14 protein-coding genes are annotated in these 15,847 nt (G+C 69.4%); 6 read left to right on the top strand and 8 right to left on the bottom strand.

The window, feature by feature from the left end; translation table 11 throughout:
* Positions 1-195: 195 nt before the first annotated feature.
* From leuS to ACM2XV_RS06105, 6 genes are all read right to left on the bottom strand, one after another.
* Entirely contained in the window at positions 196-2,751 is a 2,556-nt protein-coding gene (gene leuS, locus ACM2XV_RS06130) for a leucine--tRNA ligase (protein WP_487026283.1), read from the bottom strand.
* A gap of 133 nt (positions 2,752-2,884) precedes the next feature.
* On the bottom strand, positions 2,885-3,835 hold the full coding sequence (locus ACM2XV_RS06125) for an ABC transporter substrate-binding protein (protein WP_487026282.1): 951 nt from the start codon (positions 3,833-3,835) through the stop codon (positions 2,885-2,887).
* Positions 3,811-4,551 carry an ABC transporter permease gene (locus ACM2XV_RS06120; protein ID WP_344777480.1) on the bottom strand — a complete coding sequence of 247 codons (741 nt, stop codon included), beginning with the start codon at positions 4,549-4,551 and terminating at the stop codon, positions 3,811-3,813. Before ACM2XV_RS06120 ends, ACM2XV_RS06125 begins: the two co-directional genes overlap by 25 nt.
* Positions 4,548-5,252 (bottom strand): ABC transporter permease, encoded by a 705-nt coding sequence (locus tag ACM2XV_RS06115; protein ID WP_487026281.1) that lies wholly within the window; start codon positions 5,250-5,252, stop codon positions 4,548-4,550. Before ACM2XV_RS06115 ends, ACM2XV_RS06120 begins: the two co-directional genes overlap by 4 nt.
* A complete protein-coding gene (locus ACM2XV_RS06110) occupies positions 5,249-5,992 on the bottom strand; it encodes an ABC transporter ATP-binding protein (protein ID WP_487026280.1) in 744 nt (247 codons plus the stop codon). Before ACM2XV_RS06110 ends, ACM2XV_RS06115 begins: the two co-directional genes overlap by 4 nt.
* Before the next feature lie 74 nt (positions 5,993-6,066).
* On the bottom strand, positions 6,067-6,717 hold the full coding sequence (locus tag ACM2XV_RS06105) for a TetR/AcrR family transcriptional regulator (RefSeq protein WP_344777474.1): 651 nt from the start codon (positions 6,715-6,717) through the stop codon (positions 6,067-6,069).
* A gap of 119 nt (positions 6,718-6,836) precedes the next feature.
* Between ACM2XV_RS06105 and ACM2XV_RS06100 the strand changes: the two genes are divergently transcribed.
* Together ACM2XV_RS06100 and ACM2XV_RS06095 are read left to right on the top strand one after the other, a co-directional pair.
* Entirely contained in the window at positions 6,837-7,895 is a 1,059-nt protein-coding gene (locus tag ACM2XV_RS06100; protein ID WP_487026279.1) for an App1 family protein phosphatidate phosphatase, read from the top strand.
* A 5-nt stretch (positions 7,896-7,900) separates the two neighbouring features.
* A complete protein-coding gene (locus ACM2XV_RS06095; protein WP_344777470.1) occupies positions 7,901-8,938 on the top strand; it encodes an FUSC family protein in 1,038 nt (345 codons plus the stop codon).
* Here ACM2XV_RS06095 and ACM2XV_RS06090 read toward each other — a convergent pair.
* Entirely contained in the window at positions 8,916-10,280 is a 1,365-nt protein-coding gene (locus ACM2XV_RS06090) for a DHA2 family efflux MFS transporter permease subunit (RefSeq protein ID WP_487026278.1), read from the bottom strand. The genes ACM2XV_RS06095 and ACM2XV_RS06090 overlap by 23 nt on opposite strands.
* Before the next feature lie 130 nt (positions 10,281-10,410).
* Here ACM2XV_RS06090 and ACM2XV_RS06085 point away from each other — a divergent pair, with 130 nt between their 5' ends.
* The 4 genes from ACM2XV_RS06085 (at position 10,411) to ACM2XV_RS06070 (ending at position 14,886) form a co-directional block, all read left to right on the top strand.
* Positions 10,411-11,559: an aggregation-promoting factor C-terminal-like domain-containing protein gene (locus ACM2XV_RS06085; RefSeq protein ID WP_487026277.1), complete on the top strand. Its 1,149-nt coding sequence runs from the start codon at positions 10,411-10,413 to the stop codon at positions 11,557-11,559.
* Between the two features lie 125 nt (positions 11,560-11,684).
* Positions 11,685-12,752: a sugar ABC transporter substrate-binding protein gene (locus ACM2XV_RS06080; protein ID WP_344777466.1), complete on the top strand. Its 1,068-nt coding sequence runs from the start codon at positions 11,685-11,687 to the stop codon at positions 12,750-12,752.
* An 86-nt stretch (positions 12,753-12,838) separates the two neighbouring features.
* Positions 12,839-13,597: an ATP-binding cassette domain-containing protein gene (locus ACM2XV_RS06075; RefSeq protein WP_487026276.1), complete on the top strand. Its 759-nt coding sequence runs from the start codon at positions 12,839-12,841 to the stop codon at positions 13,595-13,597.
* Complete coding sequence (locus ACM2XV_RS06070; RefSeq protein WP_344777462.1) at positions 13,594-14,886, top strand: sugar ABC transporter permease; 1,293 nt, start codon at positions 13,594-13,596, stop codon at positions 14,884-14,886. Before ACM2XV_RS06075 ends, ACM2XV_RS06070 begins: the two co-directional genes overlap by 4 nt.
* Before the next feature lie 4 nt (positions 14,887-14,890).
* On the opposite strand, the gene ACM2XV_RS06065 is transcribed toward ACM2XV_RS06070, so the two are convergent.
* Positions 14,891-15,847: WxL protein peptidoglycan domain-containing protein (locus ACM2XV_RS06065; RefSeq protein WP_487026275.1), on the bottom strand; the 957-nt coding region annotated here is incomplete at its 5' end.

Below are 15,847 nucleotides of genomic sequence, written 5' to 3'. Positions count from 1 at the left end.
CGACGGCCGCGCCAAGGCCGACGCGCCAGCGTGCGCCGCCCTGCGCGGACGGGGCCAGCGCCCCCTCGGGCTCCGCTTCCGAATCGCTCACCCGGCGAGGCTAGAAGCCGCGGCCTACGCGACGTCGGGCGCGGCATCCGGACTGGGGATGCCGCGCCCGACGACGCTGCTGTGCTGGGGAAGACCCGCCGCGCGCTAGGGCTTCGTCGCGATGTTGACGAGCTTGGGGGCGCGCACGATCACGTTCACGATCTGCTGCTCGCCGATCGCGCGCGCGACCGCCGCCGACGACCGGGCGAGCTGCTCGAGCTCGTCCGCGCCGATCTTCGCCGGAACCTCGAACCTGTCGCGCACCTTCCCGTTGACCTGGACGATGGCGGTGATGGTGTCCTCGACCAGCAGAGTGCGGTCGGCCTTGCGCCACTGCACGTTCGCGACCGTTGGCTCATAGCCGAGCAGCTGCCACATGTCCTCTGCTGTGTACGGCGCGAACAGGTTCAGCGACATCGCGATGACCTCGGCTGCCTCGCGCACCGCGGGGTCTGCGGGGCCCGGGCCCGAGTCGATCGCCTTGCGGGTCGCGTTCACGAGCTCGATCAGGCGCGCGACGACCACGTTGAACTTGAAGGACTCGACGAGGCCCGGGGCGTCGGCGAGGAAGCGGTGCGTCTGCTTCCGCAGCGCCAGGTCGCCGTCCTTCCAGATCGCGTCGGGCGACGAGGTGACGTCGCGAGCGACGCGCCAGGCACGCGCGAGGAACTTCGAGGAGCCGGTGGCAGAGACATCCGCCCAGTCGATGTCGTCCTCGGGGGGCCCGGCGAACGCCATGGTGACCCGCAGGGCGTCGGCGCCGTACTCGGCGAGCTGCGACGCGAACTCGACCAGGTTGCCCTTGCTCTTGCTCATCGCCGAGCCGTCCATGAGCACCTGGCCCTGGTTCAGCAGCGACATGAACGGCTCGGTGAAGTCGACCAGGCCCTCGTCGAAGAGCACCTTCGTGATGAACCGCGAGTACAGCAGGTGCAGGATCGCGTGCTCGACGCCGCCGACGTACTGGTCGACCGGCGCCCACTTGCCGGCCTCGGCCGGGTCGAACGCGCGGGTGTCGTCATTCGCCGACAGGAAGCGCAGGAAGTACCACGACGAGTCGACGAAGGTGTCCATGGTGTCGCTGTCGCGCTTGGCGGGGCCGCCGCACGTGGGGCAGTCGACGTTCACCCAGTCCTCTGCGGCGCCGAGGGGGCTCGACCCCTTCGGGCGCAGGTCGAGCCCTGCGGCATCCGGAAGACGCACCGGCAGCTGGTCCTCGGGAACCGGCACCTCACCACAGCTCGGGCAGTGGATGATCGGGATCGGCGTGCCCCAGTAGCGCTGGCGCGAGATCAGCCAGTCGCGCAGGCGGTAGTTGCGCGCCGCGCCGCCGATGCCGGACTGCTCGAGCGCCTCGGTCACCTTCGCGATCGCGGTGTTCTTGCTCAGGCCGGTGAACGGCCCCGAGTTGATCAGGCGGCCGACGCCGGTTAGCGCCTCACCGGTCACGGCGGGGTCGGGCAGCACCGGCGGCAGGTCGTCGGGCACCTCGTCGCCCGTGATCACCGGAATCGCCCCGGTGACGGGCGCAGTGACGTCGACGACGACCCGGACGGGCAGGCCGAAGGCGCGCGCGAAGTCGAGGTCGCGCTGGTCGTGCGCGGGCACGGCCATGATCGCGCCGTGGCCGTATTCGGCGAGCACGTAGTCGGCGGACCAGATCGGGATGCGCTCGCCGGTCAGCGGGTTCTTCGCGTAGCGGCCGAGGAATACGCCGGTCTTCTCACGCTCGGTCGACAGGCGCTCGATCTCGGTCGTGCCGCGCACCTTCTCGAGGTAGGCGTTGAACTCGGCCTGAACCTCTGGGGATGCCCCTGCCGCCAGCTCCTGAGCGAGATCGGAGTCGGGCGCGACGACCATGAAGGTCACGCCGTAGAGCGTGTCGGGCCGCGTGGTGTAGACCGGGACCGGCTCGTCGCGGCCCTCGATCGTGAAGCGCACGTCGGCGCCCACCGAGCGGCCGATCCAGTTGCGCTGCATCGTCAGCACTCGCGCGGGCCAGGTGCCCTCGAGCTGGTTCAGGTCGTCGAGCAGGCGGTCTGCGTAGTCGGTGACGCGGAAGTACCACTGCGTCAGCTTCTTCTTCGTGACGAGGAAGCCGCAGCGCTCGCAATGGCCGTCGATGACCTGCTCGTTGGCGAGCACGGTCTGGTCGTTGGGGCACCAGTTGACGCTGCCGTCCTTGCGGTAGGCGAGGCCCTTCTCGTACAGCTTGAGGAACAGCCACTGGTTCCACTTGTAGTACTCGGGGTCGCTCGTGTGCAGCTCGCGCGACCAGTCGAAGCTGGGCGCGTAGATCTTGAAGGACGCCTTCTGCTGGGCGATGTTGTCGTAGGTCCAACCGCGCGGGTCGATGCCGCGCTTGATCGCGGCGTTCTCGGCGGGAAGCCCGAAGCTGTCCCAGCCGATGGGGTGCAGCACGTTGAAGCCCTGCTGGCGCCAGTAGCGCGCCACGATGTCGCCGAAGCCGAACGCCTCGGCGTGGCCCATGTGCAAGTCGCCCGACGGGTACGGGAACATGTCGAGCACGTACTTCCGCGGCCGCTTGTCGGCGGGGTCGTCGGTCGCGAACGGCTGGAGCTCCTCCCAGACGGGAGCCCACTTGTCTTGGATGGCAGCGAAGTCGTAGCGCGCCTCGCGCGCCTCGTCGCTGTCCCGCATCGCCGTCTGCTCGTCTGCCACGTGCTTCCTGTCTTCCGTGCTGCGTACTCGGCGCCGCGCGCCGACATTCAAGATTACCGGAGCATGACGAACGCCCCCTGCGCGAGCAGAGGGCGTTCGTTCCGGATGCGGTCTAGAAGCCGTTCGCCTTGACCCAGTCCTTGGCGATCTGCTCGGACGACTCCTTGTCGTCGTAGCTCTTCTTGAGCATGTCGCTGAGCTCGCTCGTCGTGAGCTTCGCCGAGACCTTGTTGAGGGTGCTCGTGACCTTGTCGGTGGCGGACTTCGTCGCGATCAGCGGCACGACGTTCTGCGCGGCGATGAGGTGCTGCGGGTCCGCGAGCGTGACGAGGTCGTTCTTCGCGATCGACGGGTCGGTCGAGTAGATGTCGGCCAGCTGGACGGTGCCGTCGAGAAGCGCCTTCAAGGTGTTGGGGCCGCCGCTGTCGTTGATCGGCGTCAGCGTCGCGCTCACCCCGTAGGCCGACTTGAGCCCGGGGATGCCGTAGGGGCGGGTCGCGAACTCGGGGTTCGCCCCCACCTTGAGCGGCGTCTTCACGTTCTTCAGATCAGCGAGGCTCGTGACGTGGTTGTCGTCGCTGAACTTCTTCGTGACGTTGTAGGAGTCAGCGTCTTCGCCGGGCGCCTGGTCGAGCACCTCGGCCTTGCCCGCGTCGAGCTTGCCCCCGCCGTCCTTCACGGCCGTCTTGAGAGCGGTGTAGACGTCGTCGCTGGAGGTCGCGGTGGCGTTCCCGTCGAGGAACTGCAGCAGGTTGCCCGTGTATTCGGGGACGAGCTGGATCTCGCCGCTTTTCAGGGCCGCGATGTAGCGGTCGCGCTGACCGATGTTCGGCTTGACGTCGGCCTTGACGCCCGCGTTCGTGAGGGCGTCGGCGTAGATGTAGGCGAGGATCGCGTTCTCGGGGAAGGCCGCCGAGCCGACGGTGATGGTGCCCGACGAGCCTTTGGAGCCCGAGTCGTCGGAGAGCGGGTTGCCGTTGTTGCCGGAGCAGCCGGTGAGCACGAGCGCGGCGAGACTCAGTGCGCCTGCCGCGGCGATCAGGCCTCTTCTGGTGCGAGCCATGACGGGTCCTTTCGGGTGGGTGATTGCGTCTTGGTGCGGATGTCGGCGGTGCGCCCTGCGAGCACCCCTCGCGGGGTGACCAGTCGCTGCACGAGGGCGAAGAGCCCGTCGACCAGCAGCGCCAGCACGATCACAAGAATCGAACCAGCCAGGAGCTGCGCGTAATCCTGATTCGGTAATGCGTCGTAAAGAAAGCGGCCGAGGCCCCCGAGCGGAAGGAACGCGGCGACCGTCCAGGTGGCGATCACCTGAAGGCAGGCTGACCGGATTCCGCCGACGATGAGCGGCAGCGCCAGCGGCACCTCCACGCGCCACAGCACGCCGGGCCCCGTGAAGCCGACCGAGCGCGCGGCGTCGACCACCTGCCGGTCGACGGACTCGAGCCCCGAGTACGCGCCGGCGATGATCGGCGGCAGGGCGAGGATCACCAGCGCGATGAGCGGTGGCAGGATTCCGATGCCGAGCCCCAGGGCGAGCAGGATCACGAGGCCGAGGGTCGGCAATGCGCGCAGCGCGCCGGTGAACGGCACGACGACCTCGCGGCCACGGCCGGTGTGGCCGATGTACAGCCCGACCGGCAGGGCGATCACGATCGCGATCACCAGGGTCAGCCCCGTGTACCCGAGATGCTCGAGCAGCCGCTGCGGAATGCCGTTCGGCCCGGCCCAGTGCGCACCGTCGGCCAGCCAGGCGAAGGCCTGCGAGTACGAGTTCACGCGCCCACCACCTCGGCCGCGGCGAGCCGTGCGGCTCGGCTGACGCGCTGCCGCCTCGTCCACGGCATGAGCCAGCGGCCGAGCAGCACGAGCAGCACATCGAACACGAGAGCGATGACGACCGTGCCGATGATGCCGACCCAGACCTCGGTGAGGAAGGCGCGCTGGTAGCCGTCGATGAAGAAGAAGCCGAGGCTGTTCACGCCGATGACCGAGCCGATCGTGACGAGCGAGACGGTGCTCACCGAGACGACCCTGAGGCCCGCGAGCAGCACGGGCCCGGCGAGCGGCAGCTCGACGCCGAAGAAGCGACGGGCCGTGCTGTAGCCCATGGCCGACGCGGACAGCTTCACGTCGTCTGACACCGCGGCGAGGCCGTCGGCCGTCGTGCGCACCATCAGCGCGATCGCGTACAGCGTGAGCGCGATCTCGACATTGAGCGGGTCGAGGATGCGCGTTCCAATGAGCGACGGGAGAAGAGCGAACAGCGGCAGCGACGGAATGGCGTAGAGGATGCCGGCGACGGTGAGCAGCACCGGACGCACGAGCCGAAGCGCCCCGTTCGAGATCGCGAAGCGGTTGGCGACCCACCCGAGCGGAAGCGAGATCGCGAAGCCGACCACGATGGGCGGGATCGACAGCCAGATGTGGGCCAGCCCGTAGTCCGAGATCTGGCTCCAGTTGGTGACGACCCAGTTCACCGCAGGATGCTCCTCGGGCGACCGGCTTCGATGAACTCGGCCACGAAATCGTCGGCCGGGGCTTCGAGGAGCTCTCGGGGCGTGCCGGCCTGTGCGATGACCCCGCCGGGCCGGAACAGCACGACCTGGTCGCCGAGCAGGAACGCCTCGTCGATGTCGTGCGTGACGAACACGACGGTCTTGTCGAGCTCGTGCTGCAGTCGTTTCAGCTCGGTCTGGAGCTCGACCCGCACCAGCGGGTCGACGGCGCCGAACGGCTCGTCCATCAGCAGGATGTTCGGGTCGACGGCGAGGCCGCGCGCCACCCCCACGCGCTGCTGCTGGCCGCCGGAGAGCTGCGCGGGGTAGCGGTCGGCGAGGGACGTGTCGAGGCCGACCACCGTCATCAGCTCGCGAGCGCGGGCCCGGGCATCCCGCTTCTTCTCACCGCGCAGCAGCGGAACGGTCGCGATGTTGTCGACCACGGTGCGATGCGGAAGCAGCCCGGAGTTCTGCATGACGTAGCCGATGGATCGCCGCAGCGCCACCGGCTCACGGGTCGCGATGTCGTCGCCGTCGATCAGGATCGTGCCGCTGGTCGGGTCGACCATGCGGTTGATCATGCGCAGCACGGTCGTCTTGCCGCTTCCGGACGAGCCGACGAACACCGTCACCTGTCGTGGCGGGATGATGAGGTCGAGCTCGTCGACCGCGAGGGTGCCGTCAGGGAAGCGCTTGGTGACGGCGCGGAATTCGATCACGACTCAATCCGACCATGCACCACTGACACTGGCAACGATTCGCGCAATACGGGGACACGGCGCGTCGGCTCGGGTCAGCTGTAGTAGCGCCCCAGATAGGCGGCGATCACGGCGCGTGCTTCGGCGATGTAGCGCTCGTCGCCGTCGTCGGAGGAGACGAAGGCGCGGCCCACGAGGGCGTCGCCGATGTCGAAGGCGATGGAGAGGCGGAACTCGAGCTCCTCCCCGGCGGGCAGGCCGAACTCGGTCGACAGCACCTGCCCGAGCGCGTGAGCGAACGGCACGGCCTCGGCCGCATCGTCGCCTGCGCTCTCATTGCCGCGCTCGTCATCGGCGAAGCGGATGATGCGGAAGCCGGGCTCTGAGCGGTACATGCTCACCGAGGCATCGACGGCGCAGTCGACCGCCTCGGCCCATGACGACGGCTGGACGTCTTCGATGCGCTGCACCAGTGCGACCCGGAAACGGGCGATCGCACGCTCGCGCAGGCCCTGCAGCAGCGCGATGCGGTCGGGGAAGTAGCGATAGACGGTGCCGATCGACGCGTCCGCCCGCTCGGCGACCATGGCGGTGGTGAGGCGGTCGAAGCCGATCTCGTCCACGACGGCGGCGGCGGCGTCGAGCAGAGCGTCCACTCGCGCGGCACTGCGCTCTTGGATCGGCTCGGTGCGGACAAGGGCTGCGAGCGAGCGCTCCGGATCCTTGGCGAGATCGTGAATTGGCACGGAAGTGAGGTTCCCTTCGGTTGCTCCTGGGCTCGAGTGTAGACCGTCAGCTTTTAACGGGGCCGTTCTGACGGATTCCTGAGTCGGCGCGTCGCGAGGGCATGCCAGACTCTTCTGCGATGTCAACGCCCGGCACACACCCTCATCGTGCAGCCCAGTTCGATGACGCGGTCAACCGCTACCGCGCCAGGCGGGCGAGGGCGAAGGGATTCCTGCCGACGGTGGTTCCCTACGCCGGCTACGGCGCGCCCAGCTGGGCTCGCGTGCTCGGGCGGGTCGTGCTCGCGAAGGATCCTCGGCCGGGCACGCGCTACCGCAAACGCGAAGAGAGTGTGCGCGGGTGGCGCAGCTTCGCCAGCGTGCCGATCAACGACGTTCCCGTGATCGCCGAGATCGACGGCGTCGAGCACGTGCTGCGGCCCGATCGCGGCGGCGTCATCGACCAGGTCATCCCCGTCGAGCTCGCCCCCGGCCGCCACGACATCACCCTGCGCCCGCAGGGCATGGAGACCGCGAGCACCGCGACCCTGCTCATCGTGGGACCCGAGACGCAGTTCGGCGTCGTCAGCGACATCGATGACACCGTGATGGTCACCTGGCTGCCACGCCCGATGCTCGCGGCCTGGAACACCTTCGTGCTCAACGAGCACGCCCGGGTGCCGACGCCGGGCATGGCGGTGCTCTACGAGCGCATCCGCTCCGAGCATCGCGGCGCGCCGTTCGTCTACCTCTCGACCGGCCCCTGGAACGTCGCGCCGACCCTGCGGCGCTTCCTCACCCGCAACCTGTTCCCCTCGGGCCCACTGCTGCTCACCGACTGGGGGCCGACGCACGACCGGTTCTTCCGCAGCGGGCGCGTGCACAAGGAGCAGAACCTCGAGCGCCTCGCCAATGAGTTCCCCCAGGTCAAGTGGCTGCTGTTCGGCGACGACGGCCAGCACGACGAGGCGATCTACACGAACTTCATCGAACAGCATCCGGGCTCGGTGGCAGCGGTCGCGATCCGCCAGCTCTACGCCACCGAGGCGATGCTCGCGGGCGGTCGCTCGAAGGCCGAGGGCCGCTCCGAGGCCGGCGACGTCCCGTGGGTCTACGGTCCCGACGGCATGAGCCTGTACCGCCAGCTGCGCGATCTCGGCTTCGTCGGCGGCCACCACGACGAGGGCCGGAGGGTCTGACGACCGTGCTCTCGCTGCGCGCCTCCGCCCGCGTCCCGCTGCTGCAGGCCGCCAAGACCGCGCTTGCGACGATCGCGGCGTGGGTGATCGCCGGATTCCTCCTGCCCGGCCAGCTGCCCGCGTTCGCCGGCATCGCCGCCCTGCTCGTGGTGCAGCCGAGCCTCAACCAGTCGCTCTCGCGGGCGATCGAGCGCAGCCTCGGCGTCATCGCGGGGGTGCTCGTCGCCTATGTCGTCGGCGTGGTCTTCGGCGGCGGCTACTGGGTGGTGCTGCTGTCGATCGTCGCCGCGATCGCCGTGACGTGGGTACTCCGGCTGACGCCGACCACGTCGGTGCAGGTCCCGATCAGCGCCATGCTCGTGCTGTCGGTCGGCTCGTCGACGCCGGGGTATGCCGTCGACCGCATCATCGAGACGGTGATCGGCGCCGCGATCGGCCTCGTCGTCAACGTGTTCGTGGTGCCGCCCGTCGCGATCGCGCCCGCCCGCGCCTCGGTCGACGGGCTGCTCGACGAGATCGCCGACCGCATCGACGCCATCGCGCACGCACTGACGGTACGGCAGACCCCGGCCGAGCTCGACGAGCTGCTGCTGCTCGCTCGCCTGCTGAGGCCCATGGCCGATCAGACGGATGCCGCGCTCAAGGCCGCCGACGAGTCGCTGTCGATCAATCCGCAGCGCAACCGCCACCAGCCGGGGCTCGCCGAGGCGGAAGCCCTGCGCGATCGGCTGCGGAACCTCGTCAACCGCACGACCGCGATGACCCGCACGCTGCACGACAGATACTCCGACGAGCTTCTCGATGAGCCGACCATCGCGGCGCTCGCGGAGGAGACGCGGCGAGCCGCTCACGACCTCAGGCTGCTGAGGCTCACGCCGGCGGATGCCCCGGCCGAGGCATCCGCCCCGCCGAGCGAGCCGCCTGCGCTCACCGCGCCGCTCAGCGTGAGCCGGCCCGACCCGACGCACTGGATCCTCATCGGGTCGCTGCTCGAGGACCTGCGGCGCATCCGCGAGGAGATCACCGGCGAGGAGCTGGCGTAGCGGAGCGCTGCAGGAACTCGTCGCGGATTCCGATGCCCGAGACCGCGGCTCCGGCGACGAGCAGCACCGCCAGCACGACGATGGTGCGCTGCAGGCCCGCGAGGTCGAGCCGCTCCCCCACGATCAGCCCGGCGCAGGCCACGGCCACCAGGCCGGCGACGCGGGCGACCGCGTTGTTGATGGCCGAGGCGATGCCGGCCTGGGCTTGCGGAATGGCACCGAGCACGGCAGAGGTGAGCGGTGCGACGGTGGTCGCGATGCCGAGGCCGACGATGATCGTGCCGGGCAGCAGCTGGGTCCAGTAGTCGAAGGGGGTCCTGATCATCAGCATCGACAGGAATCCGACGGCGACGAACACGGGCCCGGCTGTCATGAACCACCGCGCGCCGAGCTTTCCCGCAAGCGCACCGAAGCGACCGGCGAACAGCAGCGCCATGAGGGTGCTCGGCACGAGTGCCAGGCCGGCGAGCGATGCGGCCAGGCCCGCGACCTGCTGCAGGTACAGGCCGACCATCAGCGGCCCGAGCGAGAACGCGGCGTAGATGGCGAAGGTCGCGACGTTGCCGACGGCGAAGTCGTGCGCGCGGAAGATCGACAGGGGAAGCATGGGCCGGCGGGTGCGGCGCTCCACGATCACGAAGGCGATGCCGGCCGCGACCCCGACTGCCGCGGAGACGAGGACGACGCCGTCGACCCAGCCGCGCTGCCCCTGCTCGATCAGCGCGAACACGACCCCGCCGAGCGCCAGCGCCCCGAGCACCGCGCCGGGCACGTCGATGCGGGCGTTCGGCTGTGCCGCGGCTTTCGGCAGGCGCCTGAGCAGCAGCAGCGTGACGGCGATGGGCAGCACGTTGACGCCGAACACCCAGCGCCACGAGAGCGTGTCGACGAACACCCCGCCGAGGAACGGCCCGATGAGCATCGCGACACCGGTCCAGGCGGTCCAGCGGCCGATGGCCTTCGACTGCGCCTCGCCCTCGAACGCCGAGATGATCATCGCGAGCGAGCTCGGCACGAGCAGGGCGCCCGCGACCCCCTGCACCGCGCGCGCAGCGACGAGGATTCCGGCAGAGGGGGCGAGCGCGCAGAGCACCGAGGCCGCACCGAAGCCGATGAGGCCCCCGAACAGAACACGGGTGCGGCTGAACAGGTCGCTGAGCGAGCCCGCGACGAGAATGAGCGCCCCGAGCGTGACGAGGTACGCGTCGACGACCCACTGCTGCAGGGCGAGGCCCCCGCCGAGCTCACGGGCGATCGCGGGCAGCGCGACATTCACCACGCTGCCGTCGAGGAACGCGACGAACGACGCGAGGATCGCCACCAGCAGGACCAATCGCTGCATCACCGCCCAAGTCAATCACCGCGCTGCGGCACTCGGGCGCCCCGTCCCCCATGCGAGGGTCGACAGGATTTCCGCGTCTCTCGCGTGTTCCACCGGCCGCCCTCGGCGCGTCTTTGTAGGGTGGCGTGCGATGCGTAGGACGAGACTCACCCTGCTTGCGACCGCGATCGCGATCGCGGCAACGCTCGTCGCCGGCATCAGCGGGGCCGCGCCCGCCGCCGCCGCCGAGCACTGGCCGACGGAGGCAGAGGTCCAGGCGGCGAAGAAGAGCGCAGCCGCCTCGCAGGCCGAGTACAACAAGCTGCAGGGACTCGTGCGGAAGCAGCAGTCCGCGGCGATCGCCGCAGCCGCCACCGCGCTCGAGAAGCAGAACGTTTACGCGAAGGCCGAGCAGGCGTATCAGCAGGCGAGCAAGAAGGCCGACAGTCTGCAGGCGCAGGCGGATGCCGCGAAGCAGGCCTCGCAGTCGGCAGACCGCCGCTTCGGCTCGATCGCCTCTCAGCTGTACCTCGCCGGGGGCAACAGCGGGCTCACCACCCAGCTGCTGCTGAACGACGGCGAGGCATCCCAGCTTCTCGACCGGCTCAGCGCGATGAGCAGGCTGACGGGCCTGGCATCCGGCCTCCGCGACAAGGCGTCCCAGCAGGCGAACGTCGCCGGAGCGCTCTCGGCGCAGGCGGCGTCGGCCCAGAACGCGCGAAAGAAGGCGCAGGACGAGGCGCAGGCAGCCCTCGCGTCCGCGCAGGCGGCGCAGAAGTCGGCGGATGCCGCGCTCGCGACCTCGCAGAAGCAGAGCAAGACGGCCTACGCGCAGATGGCGAGTCTCAAGTCGCAGAGCGCGTCGCTCGAGGCGAAGTACCAGCAGCACCAGGCATACCTCGCGGCGCTCGCGGCCCAGCGCGCGGCCGAGGCCGCCCGCGGCGGCAACTCGTCATACCTCTGGCAGGTGGCGCAGAGCATCACGCCCGACCCCGCCGCCGCGCAGGCGTATGCCCGTTCGCAGCTCGGCGCCCACGGCTGGGGCTCCGACCAGTGGGGCTGCCTGTACGACCTGTGGACCCACGAGTCGGGCTGGCGCGTCAACGCCTACAACCCCTCGAGCGCGGCCTACGGCATCCCCCAGGCGTGGCCCGGCCAGAAGATGGCGACGTACGGATCCGACTGGATGACGAGCTACGTGACCCAGATCAACTGGGGGCTCGCATACATCAAGAGCTCGTACGGCAGCCCGTGTGCGGCCTGGTCGTTCGAGATGTCGCACACCCCGAACTGGTATTGAGGCGAAACCGCATCAATTCTGCGGTGCGATAATCGCCGAATTCAGGCATGATGCCTATGCCACTCTCAAGGACGAGCGTGGCAGCGAGAGTGTTCTCGCTCACAGCAATCGAAGGAGAGCGCGACGTGAAGCGCAGCTCATTGGTTTCGCTCGCTGTTCTGGCATCCGCGACAGCACTGGTGCTGGCCGGCTGTTCAGGCAACGGCGACAACAGCAAGGCAGGGTCCGCCGGGAAGGCGGCTTCCAAGACGGCCTGCGTCATCCTCCCCGACGCGGCGTCGTCGCCCCGCTGGGAGAACATGGACCGGCCCGACCTCAAGAAGGCCCTCGAAGACGCCGGCTTCAAGACCGACATCCAGAACGCCCAGGGCGACACGAGCAAGTACGCCACCATCGCCGACCAGGAGCTCTCGCAGGGCTGCGGCGTGATGCTGCTCGTCGACTACAACGGCGCGGGCGTCTCGGTCGCGAAGAAGGCAAAGGCGCAGGGCATCCCCACCATCGCCTACGACCGCCCGATCGCCGGCGCCGACTACTACGTGTCGTTCGACAACGAGAAGGTCGGCGAGCTCGAGGGCCAGGCGATCGTCGACGGGCTGAAGGCCGCCGGCAAGGACCCGGCGACCGCGACGGTCGTCTACATGGGCGGCGACCCGACCGACGGCAACGCCAAGATGTTCCACGACGGCGCCGACAAGGTGATGTCGGCCGCCGGCATCAAGCCCGCGAAGGAGCCGCCGGGGGTCTGGGACGGCGCGAAGTCCGCGACCAATTTCGAGCAGGCTCTGACCTCGCTCGGCGGCAAGGTCGACGCGGTCTGGGTGGCCAACGACACCAACGCGGCCGGCGTGATCTCGGTCCTCGACAAGAACCACCTCAAGGTTCCGGTCTCCGGTCAGGATGCCTCGACCGCGGGTCTGCAGAACGTCCTGCTCGGCAAGCAGACGGGCACCGTGTGGAAGCACGTCCCCGACGAGGCGAAGGCCGCGAGCGACCTCGCGATCGAACTGCTGAAGGGCAAGAAGCCGACCGTCGACAAGAAACTCGACGACGGCACGCCCTACATCGCCGTCACTCCGGTGCTCGTCGGCCCGAAGGACGTCGAGAAGGTCGTCCAGGCCGGTGACGCCTCGGCGTCGGACCTCTGCACCGGCGCGGTCGCCGCAGCCTGCGCCGCCAACGGCGTCAAGTAGTCGCAACCCACACCGAGACGAGGGGTCGGGGTGCCGTTTCAGTCGGCCTCCGGCCCCTCCTTTCGCCACGAGTTAGGAATCCCCACATGGACACTCCCATCATCGAGCTGACGGGGGTCATCAAGAGCTTCGGCCCCGTGAACGTGCTGCGCGGCGTCGAGCTGCGCGCCTACCCCGGCAAGGTCACCGCCCTCGTCGGCGACAACGGCGCCGGCAAGTCGACGCTCATCAAGGGTCTCGCCGGCGTGCAGCCCTACGATGAGGGCGAGGTGCGGTTCGAGGGCAGGCCCGTGTCCCTCACCCACCCGCGCGACGCCTCCGCGCTCGGCATCGAGGTCGTGTACCAGGACCTCGCGCTCTGCGACAACCTCGACATCGTTCAGAACATGTTCCTCGGCCGCGAGGAGCTGGTCGCCGGCACCTTCGACGAGGGGAAGATGGAGCGGCAGAGCTCCGAGGTGCTGCGCTCGTTGAACGTGCGCACGGTCAAGTCGGTGCGCCAGAAGGTCGCATCGCTCTCCGGCGGCCAGCGGCAGACGGTCGCCATCGCCCGCGCCGTGCTGAAGAAGGCGAAGGTGGTGATCCTCGACGAGCCGACCGCCGCCCTCGGCGTGGCGCAGACGGAGCAGGTGCTCAACCTCGTGCAGCGCCTCGCAAGCCAGGGCGTCGCGGTCATCATCATCAGCCACAACCTCGCCGACGTCTTCAAGGTGGCCGACTACATCAGCGTGCTGTACCTCGGCACCATGGTGGCCGAGGTCCCGACCGCCGAGACCACCTACGACGACGTCGTCGGCTACATCACCGGCAGCAAGACCTACAACCCGACCGGAGCACGCGCATGAGCGCCCCCAGCGGCAACGACACGACCACGAACACCACGACCCTTCTGCCCGAGTCGGTCAGCGATCTGATCGGCAGCGGGCAGGAAGGCGGCGTCAGTCAGCAGTTCAGCGCCTGGTTATCGCGCGTGCGTCAGGGCGAGATGGGGGCACTGCCCGCCGTCGCGGGGTTCATCGTGCTCAGCATCCTGTTCTCGTTCCTGAGCCCGTACTTCCTCACCGAGCGCAACTTCGCGAACTTCCTCACCCAGGCCGCCGAACTCGTCATGCTGGGCATGGCGCTCGTCTTCGTGATCCTCCTCGGCGAGATCGACCTCTCGGCCGGCGTCACGGGCGGCCTGGCGATGTGCATCTGGGTCGTGCTCACCGACGTGACGAAGCTCAACTGGTTCCTCGCCCTGCTCATCGCCTTCGCGGTCGGCCTCGCCGTGGGCTCGTTCATCGGCTTCTTCGTGGCGAGAATCGGCATCCCCTCGTTCGTCGTCACGCTGGGCCTGTTCCTCGGCTTCCAGGGGCTCGAGCTCATCGTCATCGGCGCGGGCGGCAACTTCCAGGTGCAGACCCCCGCGATCGTCGCGCTCATGAACAACAATCTGCCCGTGTGGGGCGGCTGGCTCATGCTCGCGGTGTTCGTCGCGCTCTCGCTCGCGACCTCGTTCTGGGACCGCAGCCGCCGCACGGCGGCGAACGTGCCGAACGGCCCCGTCGCGATGGTGCTGATCAAGGCGGGCGCCCTGCTCGTTCTCGGCGGACTTGCTGTGTTCCTGCTCAGCCAGGACCGCTCGGCGTCGATCATCGCGATCCGCGGCGTTCCGATCGTGGTTCCCATCGTGCTCGCGGTGCTCTGGATCGGCACATTCGTGCTCGACCGCACCAAGTTCGGCCGTTACATCTACGCGGTCGGCGGCAACGCGGAAGCCGCCCGCCGCTCCGGCGTGAACGTCGTCCTCATCCGGTTCCTGGTGTTCGTGATCTGCTCGTTCCTCGCGGTCGGCTCCGGTCTCTTCACCGCGGCGCGCGTCGGGTCTGTGGATGCCACCGCCGGCAAGGACATCGTCCTCTCCGGCGTCGCGGCCGCGGTCGTCGGCGGCGTCAGCCTCTTCGGCGGCCGCGGGCGCCTGGTGCACGCCGCGGTCGGCGCCCTCGTGATCGCGGTGATCACCAACGGCCTCGGTCTGCTGAACCTGCCGTCGGGCCTCAACAACGTCATCGCCGGCGCCGTCCTGGTGCTCGCGGCGACCATCGACGCGCTCTCCCGCCTGCGCTCGGGCGGCAGCCTGTTCAGGCGATAGCGGGTCAGCGTTCGGCCGGCGCCGTCTCGGCGGCGCCGGCCAGAGCCTGCTCGACGGCCTGCTGCACGCGCGCGTCCTCGCGCTGCCTCGCCTGCTCACGGCGGCGGCGATGCAGCAGGCCGGCCCCGACCGCGAGCGCGGCGATCACGAGGATGATGACGAGCAGCGTCCACGGCACGGCCGGCGCCGCCGCGGTGGCCGTGACCGCGGCGAGCGGGTTCGTCGAGCCGGACGCGTCGACGAACGCCGGCGTGACCTTCGCGGTCGCAGCGAACCAGAACGCGGCGGCGACACCGCGCAGCGGCACCGTGACCTCCCGGCTCTCCCCCGGCAGCAGAGCAGGCGGCGGCGCGATCTTCCCGGCCGCGACGGGGAAGAGCCCGAACGGGCCGGTTGCAGAGACGCTCTGCGTCGCCGACAGCGTCGTGTTCCCCGTGTTCCGGATCGTGTAGCTGAGAGTCGCGTCGCCGCCGGCGAAGGGGTTCAGCCCGCCGCCGAAGCGCGCCCGCGCGTCCGTGATGTCGAGGGCCGGTTCGAGCGCGCCGCTGACGCGCAGCGCGATGCGGATGCCGAGGCGGCGGTCGACGTTGATGCCGGATGCCTGCCCGGGTTGGGTCAGCGTCGTGACGATGCCGCCGACGTAGTCCCCCGGCGCGCTGCCCGTCGGCACGGCAATGTGGAAGGGGACCTGCTTCGCCTCGCCGGGGGCGACTCTGACGGTGCTCCCTGAGGCCTTCACCCAGGCGCCCACCCCGCGCTGCTTCTGGCCTGGCAACCGCAGATCGAGCTGGCCGGCCTCGGTCGTGAAGCCGTCGGCTGCGTAGACACCGAGGTCAAGTGGCTCATCGCCCCGATTCGTCACGACGATCGCGTCGGAGAGCCGGCCGCCGGCGGCCGCTGTGTAGCGGAAGCTCGTGCGCTCGGCGCCGTAGGAGTTCGAGGCGGTCCTCACGGACCAGGT

It is taken from the genome of Gryllotalpicola sp. CP2-P1, assembly GCF_057512245.1.
Note: the sequence above shows the minus strand (reverse complement) of the source record. Positions and strands in the feature narration are given on the sequence as shown.